Raw genomic sequence first — 21,836 nt, 5'->3', positions numbered from 1 at the left:
GTGGGACCGGAGTCGGCGCGCGGCAGTGAGCAGCAGCCCCAGGCGTCCCGATCGGTCCGCTCCCGGGCCGCGCGTCAGCGGAAGTTGATGAGCAGCACGCCGGAGTCGTCGTCGGCGGGCGGCTCGGAGATGCCCGGGATGTCCTGGGCGGGCAGGCTGCCGGTGTCGTAGTCGCGGACGTAGTTCGCCGAGAGCGGGACCGTCTCCTCGCCGACGTACGTCCCGGCCCCCATGGTGTCGACGACCGCCGGGTTCTCGCGGGTCACCTCGGCCAGGCTCTCCCCGGCGTCCTCGGTGGCGACCTCCACCGGAGGGCGGGGCGCCCGGTGCGGCTTGACCGCGACCACCGAGCGGTAGCACTTGGTGAGGTAGGGCAGCTGAATGCCGTCGTACCCACGCCCGAAGTCGTCGTAGAACGCCAGGACCTCGCGGATCTTGGCCTCGCGCTCGCCCTGCGGAAGCGTCGAGATGGTGGATCGGGAGAGGGCCAGGTCCTGGATCGAGTCGCGGTCGACGGTCTGCCAGTGCTTGAAGATCGCCTCGTCGGGGATGCCGAAGTACGGCGATTCCTCCAGGGCCTCGTCCGGGCCGGCGCTGCGCTCCGCCTCGGAGACGCCGAGCAGCCGGCCGAGCCGCCTGACCCACGGAATGGTCTCGTCCTTGATGTTCCAGGCCAGGGCGAGATGACCGCCGCGCTTGAGCACCCGCGCGATCTCCGGCAGCGCGAGCTCCTTGTCGAACCAGTGGTAGGCCTGACCCACCACCACGACGTCGATGCTGGAGTCGGGGACCGGGATCTCCTCGGCGCCGCTCTGCGTCACCCGCAGCTCCGGGAAGCGCTGGGTGAGGCGGTCGAACATCTGCGGGTCGGGCTCGGTCGCGTGCAGGTCGTGCCCCAGGGCGAGCAGCTGCTCGGTCAGCTTGCCGGTGCCGGCACCCAGCTCGAGCACGGTCGCCGGCTCGCCGCCGGTCAGCCAGCGGGCGGCGTCCAGCGGGTAGCCGGGCCGGGCCCGGTCGTACGCGTCGACCACGCTCCCGAACGACAGGGCGAGATCTGGTGAGTTCTGCTCCGACATCAGCGCAAGGCTACGCCCGCGGGGCTCGAAAAATCGGCAGCGCCGCGGGGGTGGACGCGCCACTACAGTGCCCTCATGGCGGACGACGACCTGCTCGCGTACGACGACACGGGATCCGGCCCGCCGCTCGTGCTCGTGCACGGGCTGACCTTCAGCCGGCGTACCTGGGACCCGGCAGTGGAGCGGCTCCGCGACCGGTTCCGCTGCGTCGCCGTCGACCTGCCCGGCCACGGGGACTCGACCGGCTCCGGGGCCGATCCGCTGCAGGTGGTCGAGCGGCTGCACGCCACCCTCGAGGAGATCGGGGTCGCGCGACCCGTCGTGGTGGGGCACTCCGCCGGCGCGATGGTGGCCCTGGGCTATGCCGCGAACCACCCGGTCAGCGGGGTGGTGGACGTCGATCAGCCGTTCGTGGTCGGTCCGTTCGCCGGGTTCGTGCAGCAGCTGGCCGACGCGCTCCGCGGCCCGGACTTCGGCGCCGCGTTCGCGCCGTTCGAGGACAGCATCGGGGTCGACCGGCTGCCCGAGCCGGAGCGCAGCCGGGTCGCCGGCACCCGGCGGGTCGAGCAGGCGCTCGTCCTGGACCACTGGCACACGCCGCTGACCACGTCGCCGCCGCAGATGCAGACGCTGGTGGACGGTCTGCTCGACGCGGTCACCGCGCCCTTCCTGTACGTCGCCGCGGAGGACCCGCCTGCCCCGGTGCGCGACCACCTGGCCTCCCACGTGGCCGACCTCGAGGTCGTGGTGCTGCCGCCCGGCGGCGGTCACCTGGCCCACCTGGCCCACCCCGACCGGTTCGCCGCGGCGTTGGCGGGCTTCGCGGCGCGCGTCGTACCTCAGGGACCCTGACGTCTCGGATCCGAGACGGTTGCTGCGCGACCCCGCCTTGCCGCCCGGGAGACCGGGTCGCGACGATGCCTCCATGCAGATCCCGCGGTTCGACCTCAGCGACCTGTCCTTCGACGTCACGTCCGAGGCGGTCCACGAGGCGCGCGAGCAGAGCTGGTACGCCGAGACGAACTACGGGCTGGCCGTCCTGCGCTACGAGGAGGCCAACGCGATCCTCAAGGACCGCCGCTTCCAGCAGGGCACCGCGCAGTGGCCGGCGCAGAACGGCATCCACGGCGGCCCGTTCCACGACTGGTGGGCCAAGACCCTGCTCGCGCTCGAGGGTGAGGAGCACACGCGCATCCGGCGGCTGCTGTTCCCGGCGTTCAAGCAGCGGCCGATCGCGGCGATGCGCCCGCGCTTCCAGCAGATCGCGACCGAGCTGATCGACGGGTTCGCCTCTCGCGGCGAGGTCGAGTTCATCTCCGAGTTCGCCGAGCCGTACGCCTCGCGGATCATCTGCGGGCTGCTCGGCCTGCCCGACGAGGAGTGGCCGCAGGTCGCGCACTGGGCCGACGACCTCGGCAAGAGCTTCGGGGTCAACCTCAAAGCGGACCTGCCGCGCATCGAGGCGGCCCTCGACGGCCTGTACGGGTACGTCGGCGAGGTGGTCGCCGACCGCACCGCGCACCCCACCGACGACCTGGTCAGCGACCTCGTGCGGGCCCAGCAGGAGGAGAGGCTGTCCGCCGAGGAGCTCGGGGTCGCCCTGGTCTTCCTGGTGTTCGCGGGCATGGAGACCACCCGCAACCAGCTCGGTCTCGCGCTGCAGACGCTGCTCGCGCGCCCGGACCAATGGAAGCTGCTCGGCGCCAACCCCGACCTCGGCCCGAACGCGGTCGAGGAGGTCATGCGGGTCAACCCGACGGTCACCTGGATCACCCGCGAGGCGCTCGAGGACGTCGAGGTCAACGGGCTGCTGATCCCCAAGGGCGGCATCGTCCAGCTGCTCTCGCACAGCGTCGGCACCGACCCGCGCGCGATGCCGGTCACCGACTTCGACATCACCTCGCCGCGGCCGACCCACATGGGCTTCGGTGGCGGCGTCCACCACTGCCTCGGCCACTTCGTCGCGCGCATCGACATGGCCGTCGCGCTCCCGCTGCTCGCCGAGCGGATGCCCGACGCCGAGCCCGACGGCCCGGGCGAGTGGCTGCCGGTGAGCGGCAACACGGGGGCGATCCGCTTCCCGATCCGGTTCACGCCGGTCGGCTGAGGTCTCCTAGGCTGGGCGGCGTGTCCGACCTGCCCGCCGCCACCGCCGGCTGGTTGCAGTCGCTCGAGGGTGTGCCGTCGGCGTACGCCGGAGCCCGGGACGGCATCGACGTCGTGCTGCGTGATCGCGGGCTGCGTCGTACCAGCCCCGAGACGACCGCCGAGTCGCTGCTGCGCGGCGCGCACGCGAGCGCGGCGCTCGAGGGATCCGCGTCCACGCTCGCCCAGGTGCGGGCCGGCGCGGGCGACGAGATCGCCCAGGACGCCGTACGCCTCTCGACCGAGCTGCTCGGCCTCGCGCCGGCGCTGCGCACCCAGCCGCTGCAGGCGCTGGCGCGCATCCACGCCCTCGCCGCCGCCACGTCGCTCCCGGCCGAGCGCCTCGGGCGACCGCGCGACGCGTCGTCGGCCGAGGTGCTGCGCGCCGTCGCCGAGCTGATCTCCACCCCGTCCGACGCTCCGGCGCTCGGCATCGCCGCGATCGTGCATGCCGACCTGGCCACGGCCGCGCCCTTCCCGAGCCACAACGGCATCGTCGCCCGGGCGGTCGAGCGGCTGGTCCTCGTGGCCCGCGGCGTCGACGAGAAGTCGCTCACCGTCCCCGAGGCCGCCCACCTCGCCCTGCGCGCCCAGTACGAGTCGAACCTGCGCGGCTGGGCCAGCGGCACCCCCGCCGGCCGCCACTCCTGGCTGCTCTACTCCGCCGAGGCGTACGCCGCCGCCGCGGAGGCCAGCCCGCTGCGGCGGGCTGCCGAGTAGCCACGACGCGCTGCCCCGGACATGCAAGTGGCACCGGGGCCTGAACGACCTCGGTGCCACTGCTGACACGTGATCCGTTGGCTACCAGGCGTGCATCATCAACTACTGCCTCGGGAGTCTCCCGGGTGGTCAGCGCCCAATTCGGAAGGGTAGATCGCCGCGTGGGTACCGGGGTCACGTGTTGCTCTATCTAGTTCTTGGTGCCCTTTCTACGCCGGGGATCGGTGAGGTTCAAGGCTTGTATTTGCGGCCGATCCGGGGGACGGTGGTCGGGTCTGCGCCGACGACGGACCGGGCCTGAGGGGCGGCCAGAGGAGCCCGGTCAGGCCGTGTCGCGGGAACGGCGTACGCCGATCCAGACCGCCGCCCCGACCGCGACGACGCCGCCCACCGCGAGCGCGGCGAGGGTCGGCTTCGGCGGGGGGAGCGGGAGCCGGGACTGCAGAGCGACCGGCTTGACGAAGACCAGCACCGGCCAGCCGCGCTCGGCCGCGACCTTGCGCAGCTCTTTGTCCGGGTTCACCGCGTGCGGGAAGCCGACGGCCTCGAGCAGAGGGACGTCGGTGATCGAGTCGCTGTAGCCGTAGCTGCGCTCGAGGTCGTAGCCGCGGACGGCCGCGAGCTCGCGGATCGCGTTGGCCTTCTCCTCGGCGTAGGCGTAGTAGTCGATCTCGCCGGTGTAGCGGCCGTCCTCCTCCGCGAGCCGGGTGGCGACGACGCGGTCGGCGCCGAGCATCGCGCCGATCGGCTCGACCACCTCGCTGCCGGAGGTGGACACGATGACGACGTCGCGGCCGGCGGCGTGGTGCTCCTCGATGAGCCGTACCGCCTCGTCGTACACGATCGGGTCGACGACGTTGTGCAGCGTGTCGGCGACGATCTCGCGCACGGTGGCGACGTCCCAGCCGGCGACGAGGTGCGACATGAACTGGCGCATCTTCTCGACCTGGTCGTGGTCCGCGCCGCCCACCATGAAGAGGAACTGGGCGTACGCCGAGCGCAGCACCGAGCGACGGGAGATCAGGCCCCCGGCCTGGAACGGCTTGCTGAACGCCAACACGCTCGACTTGGCGATGATCGTCTTGTCGAGGTCGAAGAACGCCGCTGGTCGGCCCGCCATGCGCACATCCTGACACTCCCGTCACGAAGCGGTGCACTTGTGGGCGCGTGTGCTGTGGATGGCCGTCGCTGTCCACAGGCCTGAGGGGCGGTGGCGTGGCGATGTCGGTGGTCGGCGAGGAGATGGTCATGACCACAACACCCGCACCCCTCCTGGTGACCACCGATGACGCCCTGCTCAACGAGCTCATGCAGCTCACCGCCGCCGCCGACGTCGCTCCCGACGTCGCGCGCGACCCGTTCGAGGCCGTACGCCGCTGGGCGCGCGCCCCCGTCGTGCTCGTCGGGGCCGACCTCGCCGAGTCCCTGGCCGAGGTCGCCCCCGAGTCGCGCGACCACACCTACCTGGTGAGCCGTGGCCCGGCGCCCGACCGCGCTTACCCGCTGGCGCTCGCCCTCGGCGCGCGGCAGGTCGTCGACGTGACCGTCTCGGCCGGCTGGGTCGTCGAGCTGCTCGCCGACATCACCGAGGACCGGCCCGAGCGCGGCCACGTCATCGGCGTGATCGGCGGCACCGGCGGGGCCGGAGCGACCACCTTCGCCTGCGCGCTGGGGCAGTGGGCCCAGCGCAGCGGCGAGACCGCGGTGATCGACTGCGACCCGCAGGGCCCGGGGCTGGACCGGGTCCTCGGTGTGGAGACCACCGAGGGCTTCCGGTGGGACGCGCTCTGCTCGACGACGGGCCGGCTCTCGGCGCGCGCCCTGCGCGAGGCGCTGCCGCGACGTGGGCGGCTCGGTGTGCTCTCGTGGTACGTCGACGCCGAGCCGCAGACGCTCCAGGCCTTCGCCGTGCGCGAGGCGCTGTCGGCGGCCCGACGCGGCCACCGCACGGTCGTGCTCGACCTGCCCCGCACCCCCGACCGGCTCGTCGACGAGCTCGCGTCACGCTGCGACCAGCTCCTGGTGATGACCGTCGCGGGCGTGACCGGCGTGGCGGGCGCGGCGCGGATGCGGGCACGGTTCGGGGAGCATCCCCACGTGGGCCTCGTGCTGCGGGGCGAGTCGCTGAGCGCCGCCGAGGTCGCGAAGGCGGTGCGGATGCCCGTCGTGACGCAGATGCGCGAGCAGCGCGGGGTGTCCGAGAGCATCGACCTGGGCCTCGGGCCGCTCCGCTCGGCGCGCGGTCCGCTGGCGCGGGCCTGCGCGGACATCCTCGCCGCGGTCGAGGGGCGGGCGTGATGGACGCCGTGCTCGCTCCGTTGCTGGAGGCCGCGCGCTCGCACCTCGCCCGTTCGCCGGGCGAGCTCTCCCCGCACCGGGTGGCCGAGGCGTTGCGCGCGACCGGCCGACCGGTCGGTGACGCGACCGTGCTGGCGGTCTACGAGGCGCTCCGGCGCGATGTCGTGGGCGCCGGGCCGCTCGAGCCGCTGCTCCGCACGCCCGGCGTGACCGACGTCCTCGTCAACGGGCCCGGACCGGTCCGCATCGACCGCGGCGCCGGCCCGGAGGTCACCGACGTCCGGATCGGCTCCGAGGAGGAGTGCCGGCGGCTGGCGCAACGACTGGTCGCGAGCGGAGGGAGGAGGTTGGACGACGCGGCGCCGTACGCCGACGTCCGGCTGCCCGACGGCACGCGCTGCCACGCGGTCCTGGCGCCGCTGGCCCATCCCGGCACCGCGATCTCGCTGCGGGTGCCGCGGGCCGGCGGGTTCACCCTCGAGGAGCTGCGCGCGGCCAGGACCCTGACCGACGAGACCGCGGAGCTGGTGCGGCTCGTCGTGGCGACCCGACTGGCGTTCCTGGTCTCCGGCGGGACGGGCAGCGGCAAGACCACGCTGCTGTCCGCGCTGCTCGGTGCGGTGCCGGACGGTGAGCGGATCGTGGTCGCCGAGGACGCCGCCGAGCTGCGGCCCGCCCACCCGCAGGTGGTCGGGCTCGAGGCCCGACCGCCGAACATCGAGGGCGGCGGTGCCGTCGTGCTGCGTGACCTGGTCCGGCAGGCGCTGCGGATGCGGCCCGACCGGCTGGTCGTCGGCGAGGTCCGCGACGCGGCGGTCGTGGACCTGCTCGCCGCCATGAACACGGGCCACGAGGGCGGGTGCGGCACGCTGCACGCCAACTCGGCGGCCGACGTACCGGCGCGCGTCGAGGCGCTCGCGCTCACCGCGGGTCTGGGCCGGGAGGCCGCCCACAGCCAGCTGGCGTCCGCCCTGGACGTGGTGCTGCACATGGTCCGCGACCGGGACGGCCGCCGGCTCGGCGAGATCGCGCTGCTCGAACGCACCGGCTCCGGCCTGGTCCGCACCGTCACCGCCGGCACGGTGGGACGTGACGGACGGTTCCAGGCAGGACCGGCCGCGGACCATCTGGTGGACCTGATCGAGGGGCGGCGGCGATGAGCGGCTGGGTGCTGCTGGCATCGGCCGGCGTCGCGTGGCTCGCCGTGCCGCCGCCTGCCGCCGTGGCGGACCGAAGGACTCGTCGTCGGTCGGTCCCGCCCTGGGTCGCCGTCGGGGTGCTGGTCGCGGTGGTGGCGTGGGTCGACCGCTCGGTGGTGGTCGTCGCCGCGATCGGCGCGGTGGCACTCCTGGCGGCCCTGCGGCTGTGGCGACGTCGGGCACTGGCAGCCCGCGCCGCCACGAACCGCACCCGGGTCGTCGAGCTGTGTGACGCGCTGCGGGTCGAGCTGGGTGCCGGCCAGGCTCCTGCCGACGCGCTCGCGCTCGCCGCGCACGACTGGCGGGAGATGGCGCCCGCGGCCCGGACGGCGGCGTCCGGCGGCGACGTACCCCAGGCCCTGCGGCAGCTCGCGGCCCTCCCCGGCGCCGGCGACCTGCGCGTCGCCGCGGCCGCGTGGCAGGTCGCGCACCGGACCGGTCACGGCCTCGCCGACGCACTCGGTCGGGTCGCCGACGAGCTCCGGGCCGCCGAGCAGACCCGTCGCGTCGTCGCCGGCGAGCTCGCCTCGGCCCGGGCCACCGCCCGGTTGGTGGCCGCCCTCCCGGTCGCCGCGCTCGTCCTCGGCACCGGCGCCGGGTCGGATCCGTGGGGGTTCCTGCTGCACCAGCCGCTCGGCTGGGCGTGCCTCGCCGGAGGCGTCGGCTTCGGCATCGCCGGGCTGACCTGGATCGAGGCACTCGCCGCCGACGTGGAGCAGGAGCGATGAGCGCGCTCGCCGTCGTCTGCGCGGCCGCTGGCATCGCGCTCCTCCTCGCCCCGACACCGGCGGTGCCCTCGGCCGACGCAGGACCCACCGGTCCCGCGCCGGCCGACGGCCTGCTGCGTCGCGGGAGATGGCTGTGGGCGGCGCTGGCCGGCGCCGGCGGTGGGATGCTCGTCGGGGGGTCCCTGACCGTCCCCGCCGGTGTCGCGATCGCCGCCGTGGTGTGGGTGGTGGCGGGTCGGATCGAGCCCGCCGGCGTACGTCGCCGCCGCGAGGAGGTACGCCGCGACCTGCCGCACGTCGTCGCCCTGCTGGCCTCGGCGCTGCGGGCCGGCATGGCGCCCGCGACCGCCATCGGACTGGTGGCCAGGGCCCTGCCCGGGGCAGCGGCCGACCGGCTGACCGCCCTGGCCGCGCGGCTGGAGCTGGGCGGCGACCCGGGCGAGGTATGGGGCTCCCTCGCCGCCGACGACGTGCTCGCCCCGCTCGGCCGCACCCTTGCGCGGGTGCACCGGACCGGTGCGCCGGTCGTCGCCGAGATCGAGCGGCTGGGTGAGGAGCTGGCCCGCAGCGCGCGGTCGCGGGTGGAGGACCGGGCGCGCGCGGTAGGGGTCCGCGCCGCGGTGCCCCTCGGCGTCTGCTTGCTCCCGTCGTTCCTGCTGCTCGGCATCGTCCCGCTCGTCGCCGGCCTGGCCGCAGCGATCCGCTGGTAGGTGGTGGACCCCAGAAGCCCCATTCCATGCCGGTTTCCGGGCGCGGGACTGTGGATGGCCGGCTCCGTCCACAGCCGGACCGGGCGCGTCGACCCGGGCGTCGGATGCGCGGCGCAGGGTGGTCCTCCCACGACCGCACCGGGCGGTCGCAGCAACGCCTGAGGAGACCAGATGAGCCAGAGGAAGAAGCAGGACCAGCGGGGCATCACGACCGCGGAGTACGCCGTGGGCACGGCCGCGGGGGCAGGCCTCGCCGGTCTGCTGTTCAAGCTGCTGACCGGCGGCTTCGGCGACCAGCTGCTGAAGACGCTCTTCGCCCACGTGCTGTCGCTGCTCGGCATCGGCTGAGTCGTGCGACGCACCGAGCGGGGCGCGGCGACGGCCGAGCTGGCGATGGGGCTCCCGCTGCTGTTCGCGGTGACCCTGGGCCTGGTCTGGTTGCTCTCGGTCGGCGCGGCGCAGGTGCGGACGGTCGATGCCGCGCGGGAGGCGGCCCGTGCGGCGGCGCGGGGTGACGACCCCGCGGCTGCACTCGCTGCCGGTCAGCGCGTGGCTCCCGACGGGGTGACCGTCGCCGTGACGACCGCCGGTGGGCAGGTGATCGCGACGGCGGGTGGCACGGTCGCCGGCCCCGGTGGGCTGTTCGGCTTCCTCCCGGGTGCCGACGTGCACGCCCGGGCGGTCGCCCTCGCTGAGGGCGACGCGCCGTGAGGGCCGGCCGGGGCGGCAGGGGAGGACGGGCCGAGCGGGGCGGCGCGACCGTCATGGTTGTGGCGGTGCTGGGTGTGCTGGTCCTGATCGGCGCGGCGCTGGGGGTCGCCGCCGCGATGGTCGCCGCCCACCGTCGGGCCCAGGCCGCCGCCGACCTCGCCGCCCTGGCCGCGGCCGGGGTGCTGCAGTCCGGTGGTGACGCTTGCGCCGAGGCGGGACGGCTCGCCGCCGCCAACGCCACGGTCCTGTCCGCGTGCGCCGTCCAGGGCACCGATGTCCGGGTGCGCGTGACCGCCGCGGGGCCGCACTGGCTCGGTCAGACCGCCGACCTGGTGGCCGAGTCCCGGGCCGGCCCCGCGCCGTGACGCCTCAGGAGTCGAGCAGTGCGTCGAGGAGCAGCACCGCTCCCCGCTTGTCCAGCGGGTCGTTGCCGTTGCCGCACTTCGGCGACTGGATGCACGACGGGCACCCCGCCTCGCACTCGCAGGCGGCGATCGTCTCGCGGGTGGCGGTGAGCCAGGCGCGGGCGGTGCGGTAGCCCCGCGCCGCGAAGCCGGCACCACCCGGGTGACCGTCGTGCACGAAGACGGTCAGCTGCCCGGTGTCGGGATGCAGGGCGGTCGACACCCCGCCGATGTCCCACCGGTCGCAGGTCGCGAACAGGGGGAGCAGCCCGATCGAGCAGTGCTCGGCCGCGTGGGCCGCACCGGGGAGGTCCGCAGGATCGATCCCGGTCGCCTCCACGACCTCCGGCGGCACGGTCCACCAGACAGCCGTGGTGCGCAACGTGCGCTCGGGCAGGTCGAGCGGCGTCTCGTCGATGACCTCCCCGGTCACGGCCCGCCGCCGCAGGAAGGAGGTCACCCGGCTCGACACGTCGACGGTGCCCGTGGCGAGCCGGCACGCACCCCACGGCTCGGCCTCGGTCTCCGTCACGATCGTGATGTCGGTGACCTCGCGGGCCGTGGTGCTGTAGGCGACCGAGCTGCGTTCCATCACCGCGACGTGCTCCTCGAGGTCGAGCGACTCGACCAACCAGGTCTCGCCCCGGTGCAGGTACACCGCACCCTCGTGTGCGACCGAGTGTGCGCGGCCTCCGTCCACGGTGCCGACCACCCGGCCGCTCCCGCCCTCGATGAGCTGGATGGCCGCGCCACCCGTCGACCGGATGTCGGCGAGGTCGGCGGCGCGCCGGCTGTCGGTCCAGTACCAGCCCGTCGCGCGCCGGCGCAGCAGGCCGACCTCCACGAGCCCGCCCAGCACCTCGCGGGTCCGCGGTCCGAAGAGCGCGAGCTCGTCGGCCCGCAGCGGCAGCTCCTGGGCGGCCGCGCACAGGTGCGGTCCGAGGACGTACGGGTTGTCGGTGTCGAACACGGTGCCCTCCACGGGTGCGCCCAGCAGCGCCTCCGGGTGGTGCACGAGGTAGGTGTCGAGCGGGTCCTCGCGGGCCACCAGCATCCCCAGGGCCGCGCCCCCGCTGCGCCCGGCCCGGCCGACCTGCTGCCAGAAGGCGCCGCGCGTGCCGGGGTAGCCCGCCACGATGACGGCGTCGAGGCCGTGCACGTCGATGCCGAGCTCGAGGGCGTTGGTCGCCGCCATCCCGATCAGGCGACCGGCGCGCAGGTCGTCCTCGAGGGCACGGCGCTCCTCGGGCAGATAGCCACCGCGGTACGCCGCCACGCGGTCGCGCAGCGCCGGATCCACCTCCGCGAGCCACTCCGAGGCGCGCAGCGCGACCGTCTCCACACCGCGCCGCGACCGCACGAACGCCAGGGTGCGGATGTCGTCGATCACCAGGTCGGTGAGCAGGTCGGCCGTCTCGGAGGTCGCCGGGCGACGGACCGGAGCGCCCTGCTCGCCGGTGTGCTCGGTGAGTGGCGGCTCCCACAGCGCGATCGCCGTCTCGCCCCGCGGGGAGCAGTCCTCGGTCACGGCCGCCACGGGCAGGCCCGTCAGCCGCCGGGCCGCCACCTCGGGCTCGGCGACGGTCGCGGAGGCCAGCACGAAGACCGGCTCGGCGCCGTACGACGCACACACCCGGCGCAGCCGGCGCACGACCTGGGCGACGTGCGCCCCGAAGACGCCGCGGTAGTGGTGGCACTCGTCGATGACCACGAGCTGCAGCGAGCCGAGGAAGCGGGCCCAGCGCGCGTGCCCCGGGAGCAGCGAGCGGTGCAGCATGTCGGGGTTGGACAGCACGTACTCCGCGTGGTCGCGCGTCCACTCGCGCTGCTCCGGGGTCGAGTCGCCGTCGTGGGTCGCGACGCGGACGTCGAGCCCGAGCCCCTCGATCGCCGACCGCTGGTCCTGGGCCAGTGCCTTGGTCGGGGCGAGGTAGAGCACGCTGGCGCCGCGCTGTCCCCGCGGCCCCCGCGCCTCCCGGATCGCGGTCAGGGCCGGCAGCAGGTAGGCCAGGGACTTGCCCGAGGCGGTGCCGGTCGCGAGCACGACGTGCTCGCCCCGTCGCGCTGCGTCGGCCGCCGCGACCTGGTGCCGCCAGGGCCGGTCGACGCCCCGCCGGCGGTAGCCGGCCACCACCTCGGTATCGGCCCAGGACGGCCACGCCGCGGTCACGGCGGCGCGCGCCGGTAACAGCTCCAGGTGGGTGAGCCGGTCGGCCCGGCCGGGCGCCGCCGTCAGCCGCTCCAGGACGGCGGCGACGTCGATCCCTCCCGCGGGCTCGGGGACCGGAACTGCGCTCACCGCACGATCGTGACACGCCCCGCCGACGTACGGCACGTCCCGCCGCCGTGTGACGGCCGTGTGACAGTCTCCTCGTTGTCGTGCGCAAGTTTCCCGGCCGTGGTTTGATAGCAGCGCTGAGAAGTCGGGAAATCTCTGGAGTAGTCGTGGACTTGACGCTGTCGACGCGTGTGGTGGGGAGCCGCACGATCGTCGCCGTGGGCGGCGAGATCGATGTGTACACCGCGCCCAAGCTGCGCGACACCATCACCGATCTCGTGGCGGCGGGCACCTATGAGCTGGTCGTGGACATGACCGCGGTCGAGTTCCTCGACTCCACCGGTCTCGGTGTCCTGGTCGGCGGGCTGAAGAAGGTGCGCGCCAACGGGGGCAGCCTCGAGCTGATCTGCAACAACGACCGCCTGCTCAAGATCTTCAAGATCACGGGTCTGGCGAAGGTCTTCGTGATCCACGAGTCGCCCGAGGCGGCGCTCGCCTGAGCGAGGAGCCCGTCGAGGCGGACGAGACCCTTCGGGTCTCGACCCTCGAGCTGTTCTTCGACCTCGTCTTCGTCTTCGTCGTCACCCAGCTGTCCAACGTCCTCGAGGAGGGCCGCTGGCACGGCCCGCTGCACGCCGCCCTCGAGCTGCTCGCCGTCTACTGGATGTACGGCGGGTTCTCGTGGCTGACCAACGCCCTGGGCGGCTCCGTCTGGCGCCAGCGGGTGGCGCTCGCCGCCGGGATGTTCGCCTTCTTCGTCGTGTCGCTCGCCGTCCCCGGCGCGTTCGGGAGCGACGCCGTGGCGTTCGGCGTCTCCTACCTCGGGCTGACCGTGGTGCACACGATCGCCTTCCTCACCCTCGGTCACTCGGGGACCTTCGGCGCCATGGTCCGGATCGGCAGCACCAACCTCGCCGCGGCCGGGCTGATCCTGGCAGCGGCGTACGTCCACGGGCCGTTCCGCTGGCTGCTCTGGGTCGCCGCCGTGCTGCTCCAGTGGGTGCCGCCGCTGCTCGGCTTCGTCGCGGGCTTCCCCGTCGCCGTCGCGCACTTCGCCGAACGGCACGGGCTGATGGTGATCATCGTGCTCGGCGAGTCGCTGCTGAGCGTCGCCAGCGCGGCCCTCGGTGAGGTCGTCACGATCCACCTGGTCCTCGGCACCGTCGGCGGCCTGCTCGCCGCGTTCGCGCTGTGGTGGTGCTACTTCGACGGCGAGGACGACGCCGGTGAGGCCGCGCTGCGGGACTTCGCCCCGGAGCGCCGCGGCATCCGGGCCCTGGTCGGCTACGACCTCACCCACGTCCTGATGCTCGGTGGCGTGGTCGCCATCGCGGGCGGCACCCGGGTCGGCCTGCCCGACCTGGCTGCTCCGGCCGAGACGGAGGCCGCCGTGCTGGTGGCGGCGGGCGCCTCGGCGTACCTCCTCGGCCTGGTGGGCTTCCGTCTTGTTCTCCGCCACGCATCGGCGACGCCGCGCGCGCTCGCCGCGGTCCTGGTGCTCGCCGCGATCCCGGTCGGCACGGCCGCCGGCACGTCCGAGGAGCTCACCGTCATCGCCGCCATCATCGCGGTCATGCTCCTCGCCGAACGTGCCGTGCACCGTCGCACCGACGCCCTCTAACCTCGACCCGTGACCCTGGGACCTGAGCTCGCCGCCCGCCTGCGCCCCGCCCTCGAGGCCGCCGACTTCACCTACGACGCGGTCAGCGAGCTCCTCGGGGAGGCCGCGCACGCCGCGCTGTCACGCAACGAGACGACGCCCGCGCTGCGACGTACCGCCCGCGACTCCGGCCCCCTGGCCACGCTCATCAAGCTGTTCCTGCTGCAGCGCGAGGTCGACCGCGCCGACGCCGAGCGCGCGCTCCCCGGGCTCGTCGACGAGATGGCCGCGGCCGGCTTCCTCGCGCAGAGCGTCAGCGAGGTCGCTGCACGCATGGACTGTCGTCCGTACGCCGTCGAGAGCGCCGACCTCTGGGTGGTCAGCGACCTGACGCCCGGCCTGGACGGCACCCCCACCGTCGTCAGCGGCGACTACGTGCTCGGCATCAGCCAGGCGTCGTCGTCGCTGGCGCAGCTCACCCTGCGCCACGACGTCACGAGCGCGCTCGACCTCGGCACCGGCTGCGGCGTGCAGGCGCTGCACCTGGCCGAGCACGCCGACCGCGTGGTCGCCACCGACGTCAACCAGCGCGCGCTCGCGATGGCGCGGTTCAACGCCTTCCTCAACGAGGTCGACGACAAGGTCGACGTCCGCGCCAGCAGCTTCTTCGAGGGCCTGCAGGACGAGCGCTTCGACCTCATCGCGACCAACCCGCCGTTCGTGATCTCGCCGGCCACCGGCGAGCGGCTCGTCTACCGCGACTCCGGCCTCCCGGGTGACCGCGTGGTCGAGCACATCGTGCGGACGGCGCCGGACCACCTCACCGAGGGCGGCTGGTGCCAGGTCCTGGCGAACTGGGTGATCGACGAGGGCCGCCCGTGGGAGGAGCGGATCGGCAGCTGGCTACCGGCGGACTGCGACGCCTTCGTCGTGCAGCGCGAGGTGCTCGACCCGGCGTCGTACGTCGAGCTCTGGCTCAAGGACTCCGGCCACCACCCCGCCACCGGCGGCGACCGGAGGCAGTACGCCGAGCGCTACGACACCTGGCTGTCCTGGCTCGAGCACCAGGGCGTCGGCGGCATCGGCTTCGGCTGGATCAACCTGCACCGCAGCGGCAGCCCGCTGCCCGCCGTCGAGCTGCTCGAGTGGCCCTACGACGTGGAGCAGCCCATCGCCCCGGCCATCGGTGCCTGGGCCGACCAGGTCGCCGCTGCCGCCACCGTCGGCGCGGACTCCCGCCTCACGCTGCGCGAGGACGTCGTCCAGGAGACCCAGGGCCCGGCCGGCGCCGAGGACCCTTCGACGATCGTCCTGCGCCAGCAGCGCGGATTCCGCCGGGCCCGCCAGGCCGACACCGTGGTCGCGGCCGTCGTGGGCGCCTGCGACGGCGAGCTCGCCATCGGCCAGATCCTGGACGCCGTCGCTCAGCTGCTCGACCGCGACCCGGCCAGCCTGCGCGAGGTCTACCTGCCCGAGATCGCCGACCTGGTGCGCGAGGGCTTCCTCTCCTGACCCGGCCGTCAGGTCGAGCGGACCGGTTTCCGGTCCGCTCACCCTGACGACCCCGCTGGCACACTGGCGGGGTGACGAGCGCAGGTTGGTACCCGGACCCCGCGGGCGCCCCGAACACGTACCGCTACTGGGACGGACACGCCTGGAGCCAGACGACCAGCACCGACCCGTTCGGCCAGGCACAGCCCCAGCAGCAACAGCAGCCGATCGTCCCGCCGGCCCCGCCGATCACTCCCACACCACCACCCCCGCCGGCGCCCCCGGCACCCCAGCCCCCGGCGACGTACGGCGCCCTCCCGGATCCGCCGCAGTGGAGCCCGATGCCGGGCGCGCCCACGCCGGCCTCGCCGGGCGGCTCTGCCACCGGCCGCACGATCGCGATCGCCAGCGGTGCGGTGGCGTTCCTGGTGCTGCTCGCGATCATCGCGTTCGTGGCGGTCCGCACCCTCGGCAACGACGCCAACGGCTCCCCGAGCGCGCAGCCACCCGCCGCGACCGACACCCCGACCCCCACCCCGACCGAGCCCGGGGTCCCCGGCACCTCCCCGTCCGTCCCGCTGGTCCCGGCCTCCCCGCTCGGCACGGTCACCCCGACCGCCGTGCAGTGCTACGGCGGGCTCGCCGGAGGCACCGGCTCGATCCCGAAGGGCGCCACGCTGACCGGTGGCGGGCTGACCGTCGCGAACCCGCACGGCTACCGGGTCCTCGGCAACGCCCCCGTCCAGTTCCCGTTCGCCAGCGGCGCGCAGGCGTCCGCGAAGACCGTGGCGACCAACTGGGCGTCCACCCTCGTGATCGGTGGCCTGCCGCGCTCGAGCGGCTTCACCGGCCTGGAGCAGGCCGCGCGGGCGGTGCTCGCGTGCGCCGCCAACAACCCGGTCCTCTACACCGGGGTCACGAGCATCAAGGACCTGTCGGCCAAGAGCGTCACCGTCGACGGCCACCGCGCGTTCTCGCTGGTGCAGGACATCCGGGTCAACACCCCGACCACGACGGCGAAGGGCGACACCGCCCAGGTGGTCGTCGTGGACACCGGGAACAAGCAGTCGTACGGCGTCTTCCTCATGGTCGTGCCGATCGGGAACCAGCACTACCTGGGGCTCCAGAAGTCGACCGTGGCGGGCCTGCGGGTGAGGTGAGGCCGCCCACAGAGCGGCCCGCGGGAAGCGGAGGACTGGACAACACGCGCTACCGTGATGCGCCGTGAGACGGCTCGACTCGGGATCGAGCACTCCCCACGCACAGATCCAGCACAGCAGATAGGCGCTTCCCAGTGGCACACAAGTTGGTGATCGTCGAGTCACCGGCCAAGGCCAAGACCATCGGCGGGTACCTCGGCGACGGCTTCGTCGTGGAGTCCTCGATCGGTCACATCCGCGACCTCCCGACCAACGCGGCCGACACCCCGGCGAAGATCAAGAACGAGCCGTGGGGACGCCTCGCGATCGACGTCGACCACGACTTCACGCCGTACTACGTGGTGCCGCGCGACAAGAAGACGCACATCTCCAAGCTGAAGAGCCTGCTCAAGGACGCCGACGAGCTCTTCCTCGCCACCGATGGTGACCGCGAGGGCGAGGCGATCGCCTGGCACCTGCTGGACGAGCTGAAGCCGAAGAACATCCCCGTCCACCGGATGGTCTTCCACGAGATCACCAAGCCGGCGATCCAGGAGGCCGCGGCCCACCCGCGCGAGCTCGACATGGACCTCGTGGAGGCGCAGGAGACCCGCCGCCTGCTCGACCGGCTCTACGGCTACGAGGTCAGCCCGGTCCTGTGGCGCAAGGTCATGTCGGGCCTCTCCGCCGGCCGCGTGCAGTCGGTCGCGACCCGGCTCGTGGTCGACCGCGAGAAGGAGCGGATGGCCTTCAAGATGGCCTCCTACTGGGACCTGGAGGGCACCTTCGACGCGGGCGCCGACCGGGACCCGCGGATGTTCCCCGCGAAGCTCTACTCCGTCGACGGCGCCCGCGTCGCGACCGGCGCCAGCTTCGGCGACGACGGCCTGCTCAAGGCGTCGGCGAAGAACGTGGTCCACCTGGACCGCTCGAAGGCCGAGGCGCTGGCGGCGGCGCTCCAGGACACGACGTACGACGTCCGCTCGGTCGAGTCCAAGCCGTACCGCCGCTCGCCGTACCCGCCGTTCCGCACCACCACGCTGCAGCAGGAGGCCAGCCGCAAGCTGGGCATGAGCTCCTCGACGACGATGAGCGTCGCGCAGCGGCTGTACGAGAACGGCTTCATCACCTACATGCGTACCGACTCGACCACGCTCTCCGGCGCGGCCATCGGTGCGGCGCGGGCCCAGGTCCAGGAGCTGTACGGCGCCGAGTACGTCCCCGACGCCCCGCGGACCTACGCCAACAAGGTCAAGAACGCCCAGGAGGCGCACGAGGCCATCCGCCCCGCCGGCGACAGCTTCCGCACGCCCGCGCAGACCGGCCTCACCGGCGACCAGTTCCGGCTCTACGAGCTGATCTGGATGCGCACCGTGGCCTCGCAGATGAAGGACGCGACCGGCCAGTCGGTCTCGATCCGCATCGGCGGCACCGCCGGCACCGGCGAGGACGTGGTGTTCTCCGCGTCCGGCCGCGTGATCACCTTCCACGGCTTCCTCAAGGCGTACGTCGAGGGCACCGACGACTCCTCCGCGAGCAAGGACGACCAGGAGACCCGGCTCCCGAACCTGCTCGAGGGCGACCGGGTCACCTCGGCCAGCGTCAGCGCGAGCGGCCACGAGACCAAGCCGCCGTCGCGCTACACCGAGGCGACGCTGATCAAGGAGCTGGAGGAGCGCGAGATCGGCCGCCCGTCGACGTACGCCTCCATCATCTCGACGATCATCAACCGCGGCTACGTCTACAAGAAGGGCACCGCGCTGGTGCCCCACTGGATCGCGTTCTCGGTGGTGCGGCTGCTCAGCGAGCACTTCACCCGGCTCATCGACTACGAGTTCACCGCCGGTCTGGAGGAGGTCCTCGACGAGATCGCCCGTGGCGAGAAGGACCGCGTCACCGAGCTCTCCGAGTTCTACTTCGGCTCCGACAAGCTCGCCGGCGTGAAGGTGCTCGTCGACAACCTCGGCGAGATCGACGCCAAGGAGCTCGCGACCTTCCCGGTCCTGGACAACGGCGAGCCGACGGGCATCGACCTGCGGGTCGGCAAGTACGGCCCGTACCTCGAGGGCCCCGGCCCCGACGGGGGCGACGCCGCTCCGGTCCGTGCCAACGTGCCGGACGACCTGCCGCCCGACGAGCTCACCGCGGCCAAGGCGCGCGAGCTGCTCGCGAACCCGGCGGGCGAGGAGATCGAGCTCGGCACGCACCCGGAGACCGGGCTGCGGGTCGTCGCGAAGAACGGCCGCTTCGGCCCGTACGTCACCGAGGTGCTGCCCGAGGACGCACCCAAGGGCGCCAAGCCGCGCACCGGCTCGCTGTTCAAGTCGATGAGCCTGGACACGGTCACCCTCGAGGACGCGATGAAGCTGATGTCGCTGCCGCGCGTGGTCGGCACGGACGCCGAGGGTGTCGAGATCACCGCCCAGAACGGCCGCTACGGGCCGTACCTGAAGAAGGGCACCGACTCGCGCTCGCTCACCAGCGAGGACCAGATCTTCACCATCACGCTCGACGAGGCGCTGAAGATCTACAGCCAGCCCAAGCAGCGGGGTCGTGCCGCCGCGGCGCCGCCGCTCAAGGAGCTCGGCAACGACCCGGTGTCGGGCCAGCCGATCGTGGTGAAGGCCGGCCGGTTCGGGGAGTACGTCACCGACGGCGAGTACAACGCGACCCTGCGCAAGGACGACACCGTCGAGTCGATCACCAACGAGCGCGCCGCCGAGCTGCTGGCCGAGCGTCGGGCGAAGGGCCCGGCGAAGAAGGCCACCAAGAAGGCGGCCAAGAAGGCGCCGGCGAAGAAGGCGGCCGCCAAGAAGACCACGGCCAAGAAGGCGGCCACCGCGAAGCGGGCGGGGAGCGAAGCGACCGACGCCTGAAGAGCTGAGGGTGGTACGGCGTACGTTGGGGCCATGTCCCGCGTGCGCGTCCACAACTTCGGCATCTCCCTGGACGGCTTCGGCACCGGAGAGGGTCAGTCGCTCGAGTCGCCGTTCGGCCATGCCGGCACCCGGCTGATGGACTGGTTCTTCCCGACCGCGACCTTCCGCGCGATGAACGGGCAGGGGCCGGGCCTGCCCGGCAGCGAGCCGGACGACGCCTTCGCGTCGCAGTGGGGCGACGGCATCGGCGTGGAGATCATGGGGGCGAACAAGTTCGGGCCTCCCGGCTGGCAGGACGACCACTCGTGGCAGGGCTGGTGGGGCGAGGAGCCGCCGTTCCACACGCCCGTCATCGTGCTGACGCACCGTCCGCCGGCCGCCCCGCTGGAGATGGCGGGCGGCACGACCTTCCACTTCCGCGACTTGTCCGCGGCCGACGCCCTCGCCGAGGCGCGTGAGCTGGCGGACGGCAAGGACGTCCGGATCGGCGGCGGCGCCACGGTCGTGCGCGACTACCTGGCGGCCGGCCTCGTCGACCACCTGCACGTCGTCGTCACCCCGATCGTCCTGGGCCGCGGAGTCCGGCTCTGGGACGGCCTGGAGGGCCTCGAGGCGTCGTACGACGTCACCACCGAGCGCACCCCGAGCGGTGTCACCCACGTGACCTTCGAACGCTAGGTTGTGGCGGTGACCGCTCCCGGGATGTACGCCGACACCGGGCTCTTCGTCTGCTTCGAGGGTGGCGAGGGTGGCGGCAAGTCCACCCAGTCGCGCCTGCTGCGCGACCACCTCGAGGCGCAGGGCCACACCGTGCTGCTCACCTTCGAGCCCGGCGACACCCCGGTCGGCAAGGAGGTGCGCCGCATCGTCCTCTCGCCCGAGACCGGCGCACTGGCCAACCGCACCGAGGTCCTGCTGTACGCCGCCGACAAGGCCGAGCACGTCGACACCGTCGTGCTCCCGGCGCTCGGGCGCGGCGAGGTCGTCATCACCGATCGGTACGTCGACTCCTCGCTGGCCTACCAGGGCGCCGGCCGGGCCGAGGACCTCGCCGGCGTGGAGGCGGTCCAGCGCTGGGCGACCCGCGACCTGCGCCCGCACCTGACCGTGGTGCTCGACCTCGAGCCGTCCGCCGGGCTGGACCGGTTCGAGGGTCGCGACCGGATCGAGGGGGAGTCGCTGGAGTTCCACCAGCGGGTGCGCGCGATGTTCCTCGAGCTCGCCGCGACCGACCCCGAGCACTACCTGGTCCTGGACGCCCGGCAGGGCATCGAGGAGATCCACGCGCAGGTCCGCGCCCGCGTCGAGGAGCTCCTCCGATGACCGTCTGGGACACCCTGGTCGGCCAGAGGCCTGCGATCACCGCGCTCTCGGCGGCCGCACGCGGCGACGGCATGACCCACGCGTGGCTGTTCACCGGGCCGCCGGGCTCGGGTCGCTCCAACGCCGCGGTCGCCTTCGCGGCGGCCCTGCAGTGCCCGCGCGGCGGGTGCGGGGAGTGCCACGAGTGCCACACGGTGCTCGCCGGCAGCCATGCCGACGTGGCGGTGGTGCGCACCGAGAAGCTGTCCATCGGCGTCGCCGAGGTGCGCGACCTCGTCCGTCGTGCCGCGTTGACCCCGATGGGCGACCGCTGGCAGATCCTCGTGGTCGAAGACGCCGACCGGCTCACCGAGCAGGCCTGCAACGCGCTGCTCAAGGCCATCGAGGAGCCCAACGGCCGCACCGTCTGGATGCTCTGCGCGCCGACGGTGGAGGACGTGCTGCCCACGATCCGCTCGCGCTGCCGGCTGGTCACGCTGTCCACCCCGACGACCGCCGAGGTCGCCGCCTTCCTCGGTGGCAAGGGTGTGCCGGAGCCGCTGGCGACGTACGCCGCTCGCGCGAGCCAGGGCCACATCGGCCGGGCCCGCGCCCTCGCCTTCGACGAGGACGTGCGCAAGCGGCGCAACGACGTGGTGGCGATCCCGGTCGGGCTGACCTCGCTCGGCCGGTGCATGGCGGCCGCGTCGCTGCTCGCCGACACCGCGAAGGCCGAGGCCGACGCGATCACCACCGCGCTGGACGCGCAGGAGAAGGCGGACCTCGACGCGGCGTACGGCGTGGTCGACCGCGGCCGTCGGCCGCGGGAGTACGCACCCGCGCTCCGCGATCTCGAGAAGGACCAGAAGACGCGGGCCAAGCGCCGCCACCTCGACGTGATCGACCGCGGCCTCACCGACCTGATGTCGGTCTACCGGGACGCGATCGCCGTGGCGGCAGGGGCACCCGGCGACCTGGTGAACGAGGAGATCCGGCCCGACGTCGTCCGCCTCGCGGAGGCGTCGACGCCGGAGCTGAACCTGCGCCGGATCGGCGCGATCTTCGGTGCCCGCGAGCAGATGCTGGAGTTCAACGTGCCGCCGGCGCTCGCGCTGGAGTCGATGATGGTGGCGCTCGTGGCGCCGACACGATGAGG

21 protein-coding genes are annotated in these 21,836 nt (G+C 73.5%); 18 read left to right on the top strand and 3 right to left on the bottom strand.

All coding sequences use genetic code 11. The annotated features are described in order from the left end of the window. Positions 1 to 74 precede the first annotated feature (74 nt). On the bottom strand, positions 75 to 1,076 hold the full coding sequence (locus ACYVAQ_RS02000) for a class I SAM-dependent methyltransferase (RefSeq protein ID WP_460786767.1): 1,002 nt from the start codon (positions 1,074 to 1,076) through the stop codon (positions 75 to 77). Between the two features lie 75 nt (positions 1,077 to 1,151). Here ACYVAQ_RS02000 and ACYVAQ_RS01995 point away from each other — a divergent pair, with 75 nt between their 5' ends. The 3 genes from ACYVAQ_RS01995 (at position 1,152) to ACYVAQ_RS01985 (ending at position 3,941) form a co-directional block, all read left to right on the top strand. Further along, the gene (locus tag ACYVAQ_RS01995; protein WP_460786766.1) at positions 1,152 to 1,928 is read left to right on the top strand and encodes an alpha/beta fold hydrolase; all 777 of its coding nucleotides are present in this window, start codon (positions 1,152 to 1,154) and stop codon (positions 1,926 to 1,928) included. 73 nt (positions 1,929 to 2,001) lie between these two features. Continuing rightward, the gene (locus ACYVAQ_RS01990; RefSeq protein ID WP_460786765.1) at positions 2,002 to 3,183 is read left to right on the top strand and encodes a cytochrome P450; all 1,182 of its coding nucleotides are present in this window, start codon (positions 2,002 to 2,004) and stop codon (positions 3,181 to 3,183) included. A 20-nt stretch (positions 3,184 to 3,203) separates the two neighbouring features. Then, positions 3,204 to 3,941 (top strand): Fic family protein, encoded by a 738-nt coding sequence (locus ACYVAQ_RS01985; protein WP_460786764.1) that lies wholly within the window; start codon positions 3,204 to 3,206, stop codon positions 3,939 to 3,941. A gap of 322 nt (positions 3,942 to 4,263) precedes the next feature. On the opposite strand, the gene ACYVAQ_RS01980 is transcribed toward ACYVAQ_RS01985, so the two are convergent. Beyond that, positions 4,264 to 5,061: an HAD family hydrolase gene (locus tag ACYVAQ_RS01980; RefSeq protein ID WP_460786763.1), complete on the bottom strand. Its 798-nt coding sequence runs from the start codon at positions 5,059 to 5,061 to the stop codon at positions 4,264 to 4,266. A 128-nt stretch (positions 5,062 to 5,189) separates the two neighbouring features. Here ACYVAQ_RS01980 and ssd point away from each other — a divergent pair, with 128 nt between their 5' ends. The 7 genes from ssd to ACYVAQ_RS01945 all read left to right on the top strand — a co-directional run bounded on the left by ssd (position 5,190) and on the right by ACYVAQ_RS01945 (position 9,952). After that, positions 5,190 to 6,239 (top strand): septum site-determining protein Ssd, encoded by a 1,050-nt coding sequence (ssd, locus tag ACYVAQ_RS01975; protein WP_460786762.1) that lies wholly within the window; start codon positions 5,190 to 5,192, stop codon positions 6,237 to 6,239. After that, on the top strand, positions 6,239 to 7,399 hold the full coding sequence (locus tag ACYVAQ_RS01970) for a TadA family conjugal transfer-associated ATPase (RefSeq protein ID WP_460786761.1): 1,161 nt from the start codon (positions 6,239 to 6,241) through the stop codon (positions 7,397 to 7,399). Before ssd ends, ACYVAQ_RS01970 begins: the two co-directional genes overlap by 1 nt. Then, the gene (locus ACYVAQ_RS01965; RefSeq protein WP_460786760.1) at positions 7,396 to 8,166 is read left to right on the top strand and encodes a type II secretion system F family protein; all 771 of its coding nucleotides are present in this window, start codon (positions 7,396 to 7,398) and stop codon (positions 8,164 to 8,166) included. The genes ACYVAQ_RS01970 and ACYVAQ_RS01965 overlap by 4 nt, the downstream gene beginning before the upstream one ends. Then, a complete protein-coding gene (locus tag ACYVAQ_RS01960; protein WP_460786759.1) occupies positions 8,163 to 8,876 on the top strand; it encodes a type II secretion system F family protein in 714 nt (237 codons plus the stop codon). Before ACYVAQ_RS01965 ends, ACYVAQ_RS01960 begins: the two co-directional genes overlap by 4 nt. Before the next feature lie 171 nt (positions 8,877 to 9,047). Beyond that, positions 9,048 to 9,224 carry a DUF4244 domain-containing protein gene (locus ACYVAQ_RS01955; RefSeq protein ID WP_460786758.1) on the top strand — a complete coding sequence of 59 codons (177 nt, stop codon included), beginning with the start codon at positions 9,048 to 9,050 and terminating at the stop codon, positions 9,222 to 9,224. A 3-nt stretch (positions 9,225 to 9,227) separates the two neighbouring features. After that, on the top strand, positions 9,228 to 9,587 hold the full coding sequence (locus tag ACYVAQ_RS01950; protein WP_460786757.1) for a TadE family type IV pilus minor pilin: 360 nt from the start codon (positions 9,228 to 9,230) through the stop codon (positions 9,585 to 9,587). Further along, positions 9,584 to 9,952: an Rv3654c family TadE-like protein gene (locus ACYVAQ_RS01945; RefSeq protein WP_460786756.1), complete on the top strand. Its 369-nt coding sequence runs from the start codon at positions 9,584 to 9,586 to the stop codon at positions 9,950 to 9,952. The genes ACYVAQ_RS01950 and ACYVAQ_RS01945 overlap by 4 nt, the downstream gene beginning before the upstream one ends. 4 nt (positions 9,953 to 9,956) lie before the next feature. On the opposite strand, the gene ACYVAQ_RS01940 is transcribed toward ACYVAQ_RS01945, so the two are convergent. Then, a complete protein-coding gene (locus ACYVAQ_RS01940; RefSeq protein WP_460786755.1) occupies positions 9,957 to 12,290 on the bottom strand; it encodes a DEAD/DEAH box helicase in 2,334 nt (777 codons plus the stop codon). A gap of 146 nt (positions 12,291 to 12,436) precedes the next feature. Here ACYVAQ_RS01940 and ACYVAQ_RS01935 point away from each other — a divergent pair, with 146 nt between their 5' ends. The 8 genes from ACYVAQ_RS01935 to ACYVAQ_RS01900 all read left to right on the top strand — a co-directional run bounded on the left by ACYVAQ_RS01935 (position 12,437) and on the right by ACYVAQ_RS01900 (position 21,834). Continuing rightward, positions 12,437 to 12,769 carry an STAS domain-containing protein gene (locus ACYVAQ_RS01935; RefSeq protein WP_460786754.1) on the top strand — a complete coding sequence of 111 codons (333 nt, stop codon included), beginning with the start codon at positions 12,437 to 12,439 and terminating at the stop codon, positions 12,767 to 12,769. Further along, the gene (locus tag ACYVAQ_RS01930) at positions 12,676 to 13,890 is read left to right on the top strand and encodes a low temperature requirement protein A (RefSeq protein WP_460787064.1); all 1,215 of its coding nucleotides are present in this window, start codon (positions 12,676 to 12,678) and stop codon (positions 13,888 to 13,890) included. Before ACYVAQ_RS01935 ends, ACYVAQ_RS01930 begins: the two co-directional genes overlap by 94 nt. A gap of 9 nt (positions 13,891 to 13,899) precedes the next feature. Further along, positions 13,900 to 15,381, top strand: a complete 1,482-nt coding sequence (locus tag ACYVAQ_RS01925; RefSeq protein WP_460786753.1) for a DUF7059 domain-containing protein — start codon at positions 13,900 to 13,902, stop codon at positions 15,379 to 15,381. A 71-nt stretch (positions 15,382 to 15,452) separates the two neighbouring features. Beyond that, positions 15,453 to 16,520: a DUF2510 domain-containing protein gene (locus tag ACYVAQ_RS01920; RefSeq protein WP_460786752.1), complete on the top strand. Its 1,068-nt coding sequence runs from the start codon at positions 15,453 to 15,455 to the stop codon at positions 16,518 to 16,520. A 134-nt stretch (positions 16,521 to 16,654) separates the two neighbouring features. Then, a complete protein-coding gene (gene topA, locus ACYVAQ_RS01915) occupies positions 16,655 to 19,375 on the top strand; it encodes a type I DNA topoisomerase (protein ID WP_460786751.1) in 2,721 nt (906 codons plus the stop codon). Between the two features lie 33 nt (positions 19,376 to 19,408). Beyond that, positions 19,409 to 20,056 (top strand): dihydrofolate reductase family protein, encoded by a 648-nt coding sequence (locus ACYVAQ_RS01910; protein WP_460786750.1) that lies wholly within the window; start codon positions 19,409 to 19,411, stop codon positions 20,054 to 20,056. Between the two features lie 9 nt (positions 20,057 to 20,065). Beyond that, positions 20,066 to 20,701, top strand: coding sequence for a dTMP kinase (gene tmk, locus ACYVAQ_RS01905; RefSeq protein ID WP_460786749.1), 636 nt, complete (start codon positions 20,066 to 20,068; stop codon positions 20,699 to 20,701). Next, entirely contained in the window at positions 20,698 to 21,834 is a 1,137-nt protein-coding gene (locus ACYVAQ_RS01900) for a DNA polymerase III subunit delta' (RefSeq protein WP_460786748.1), read from the top strand. Before tmk ends, ACYVAQ_RS01900 begins: the two co-directional genes overlap by 4 nt. Positions 21,835 to 21,836: the final 2 nt, after the last annotated feature.

This window comes from Nocardioides maradonensis (assembly GCF_054777115.1).
Note: the sequence above shows the minus strand (reverse complement) of the source record. Positions and strands in the feature narration are given on the sequence as shown.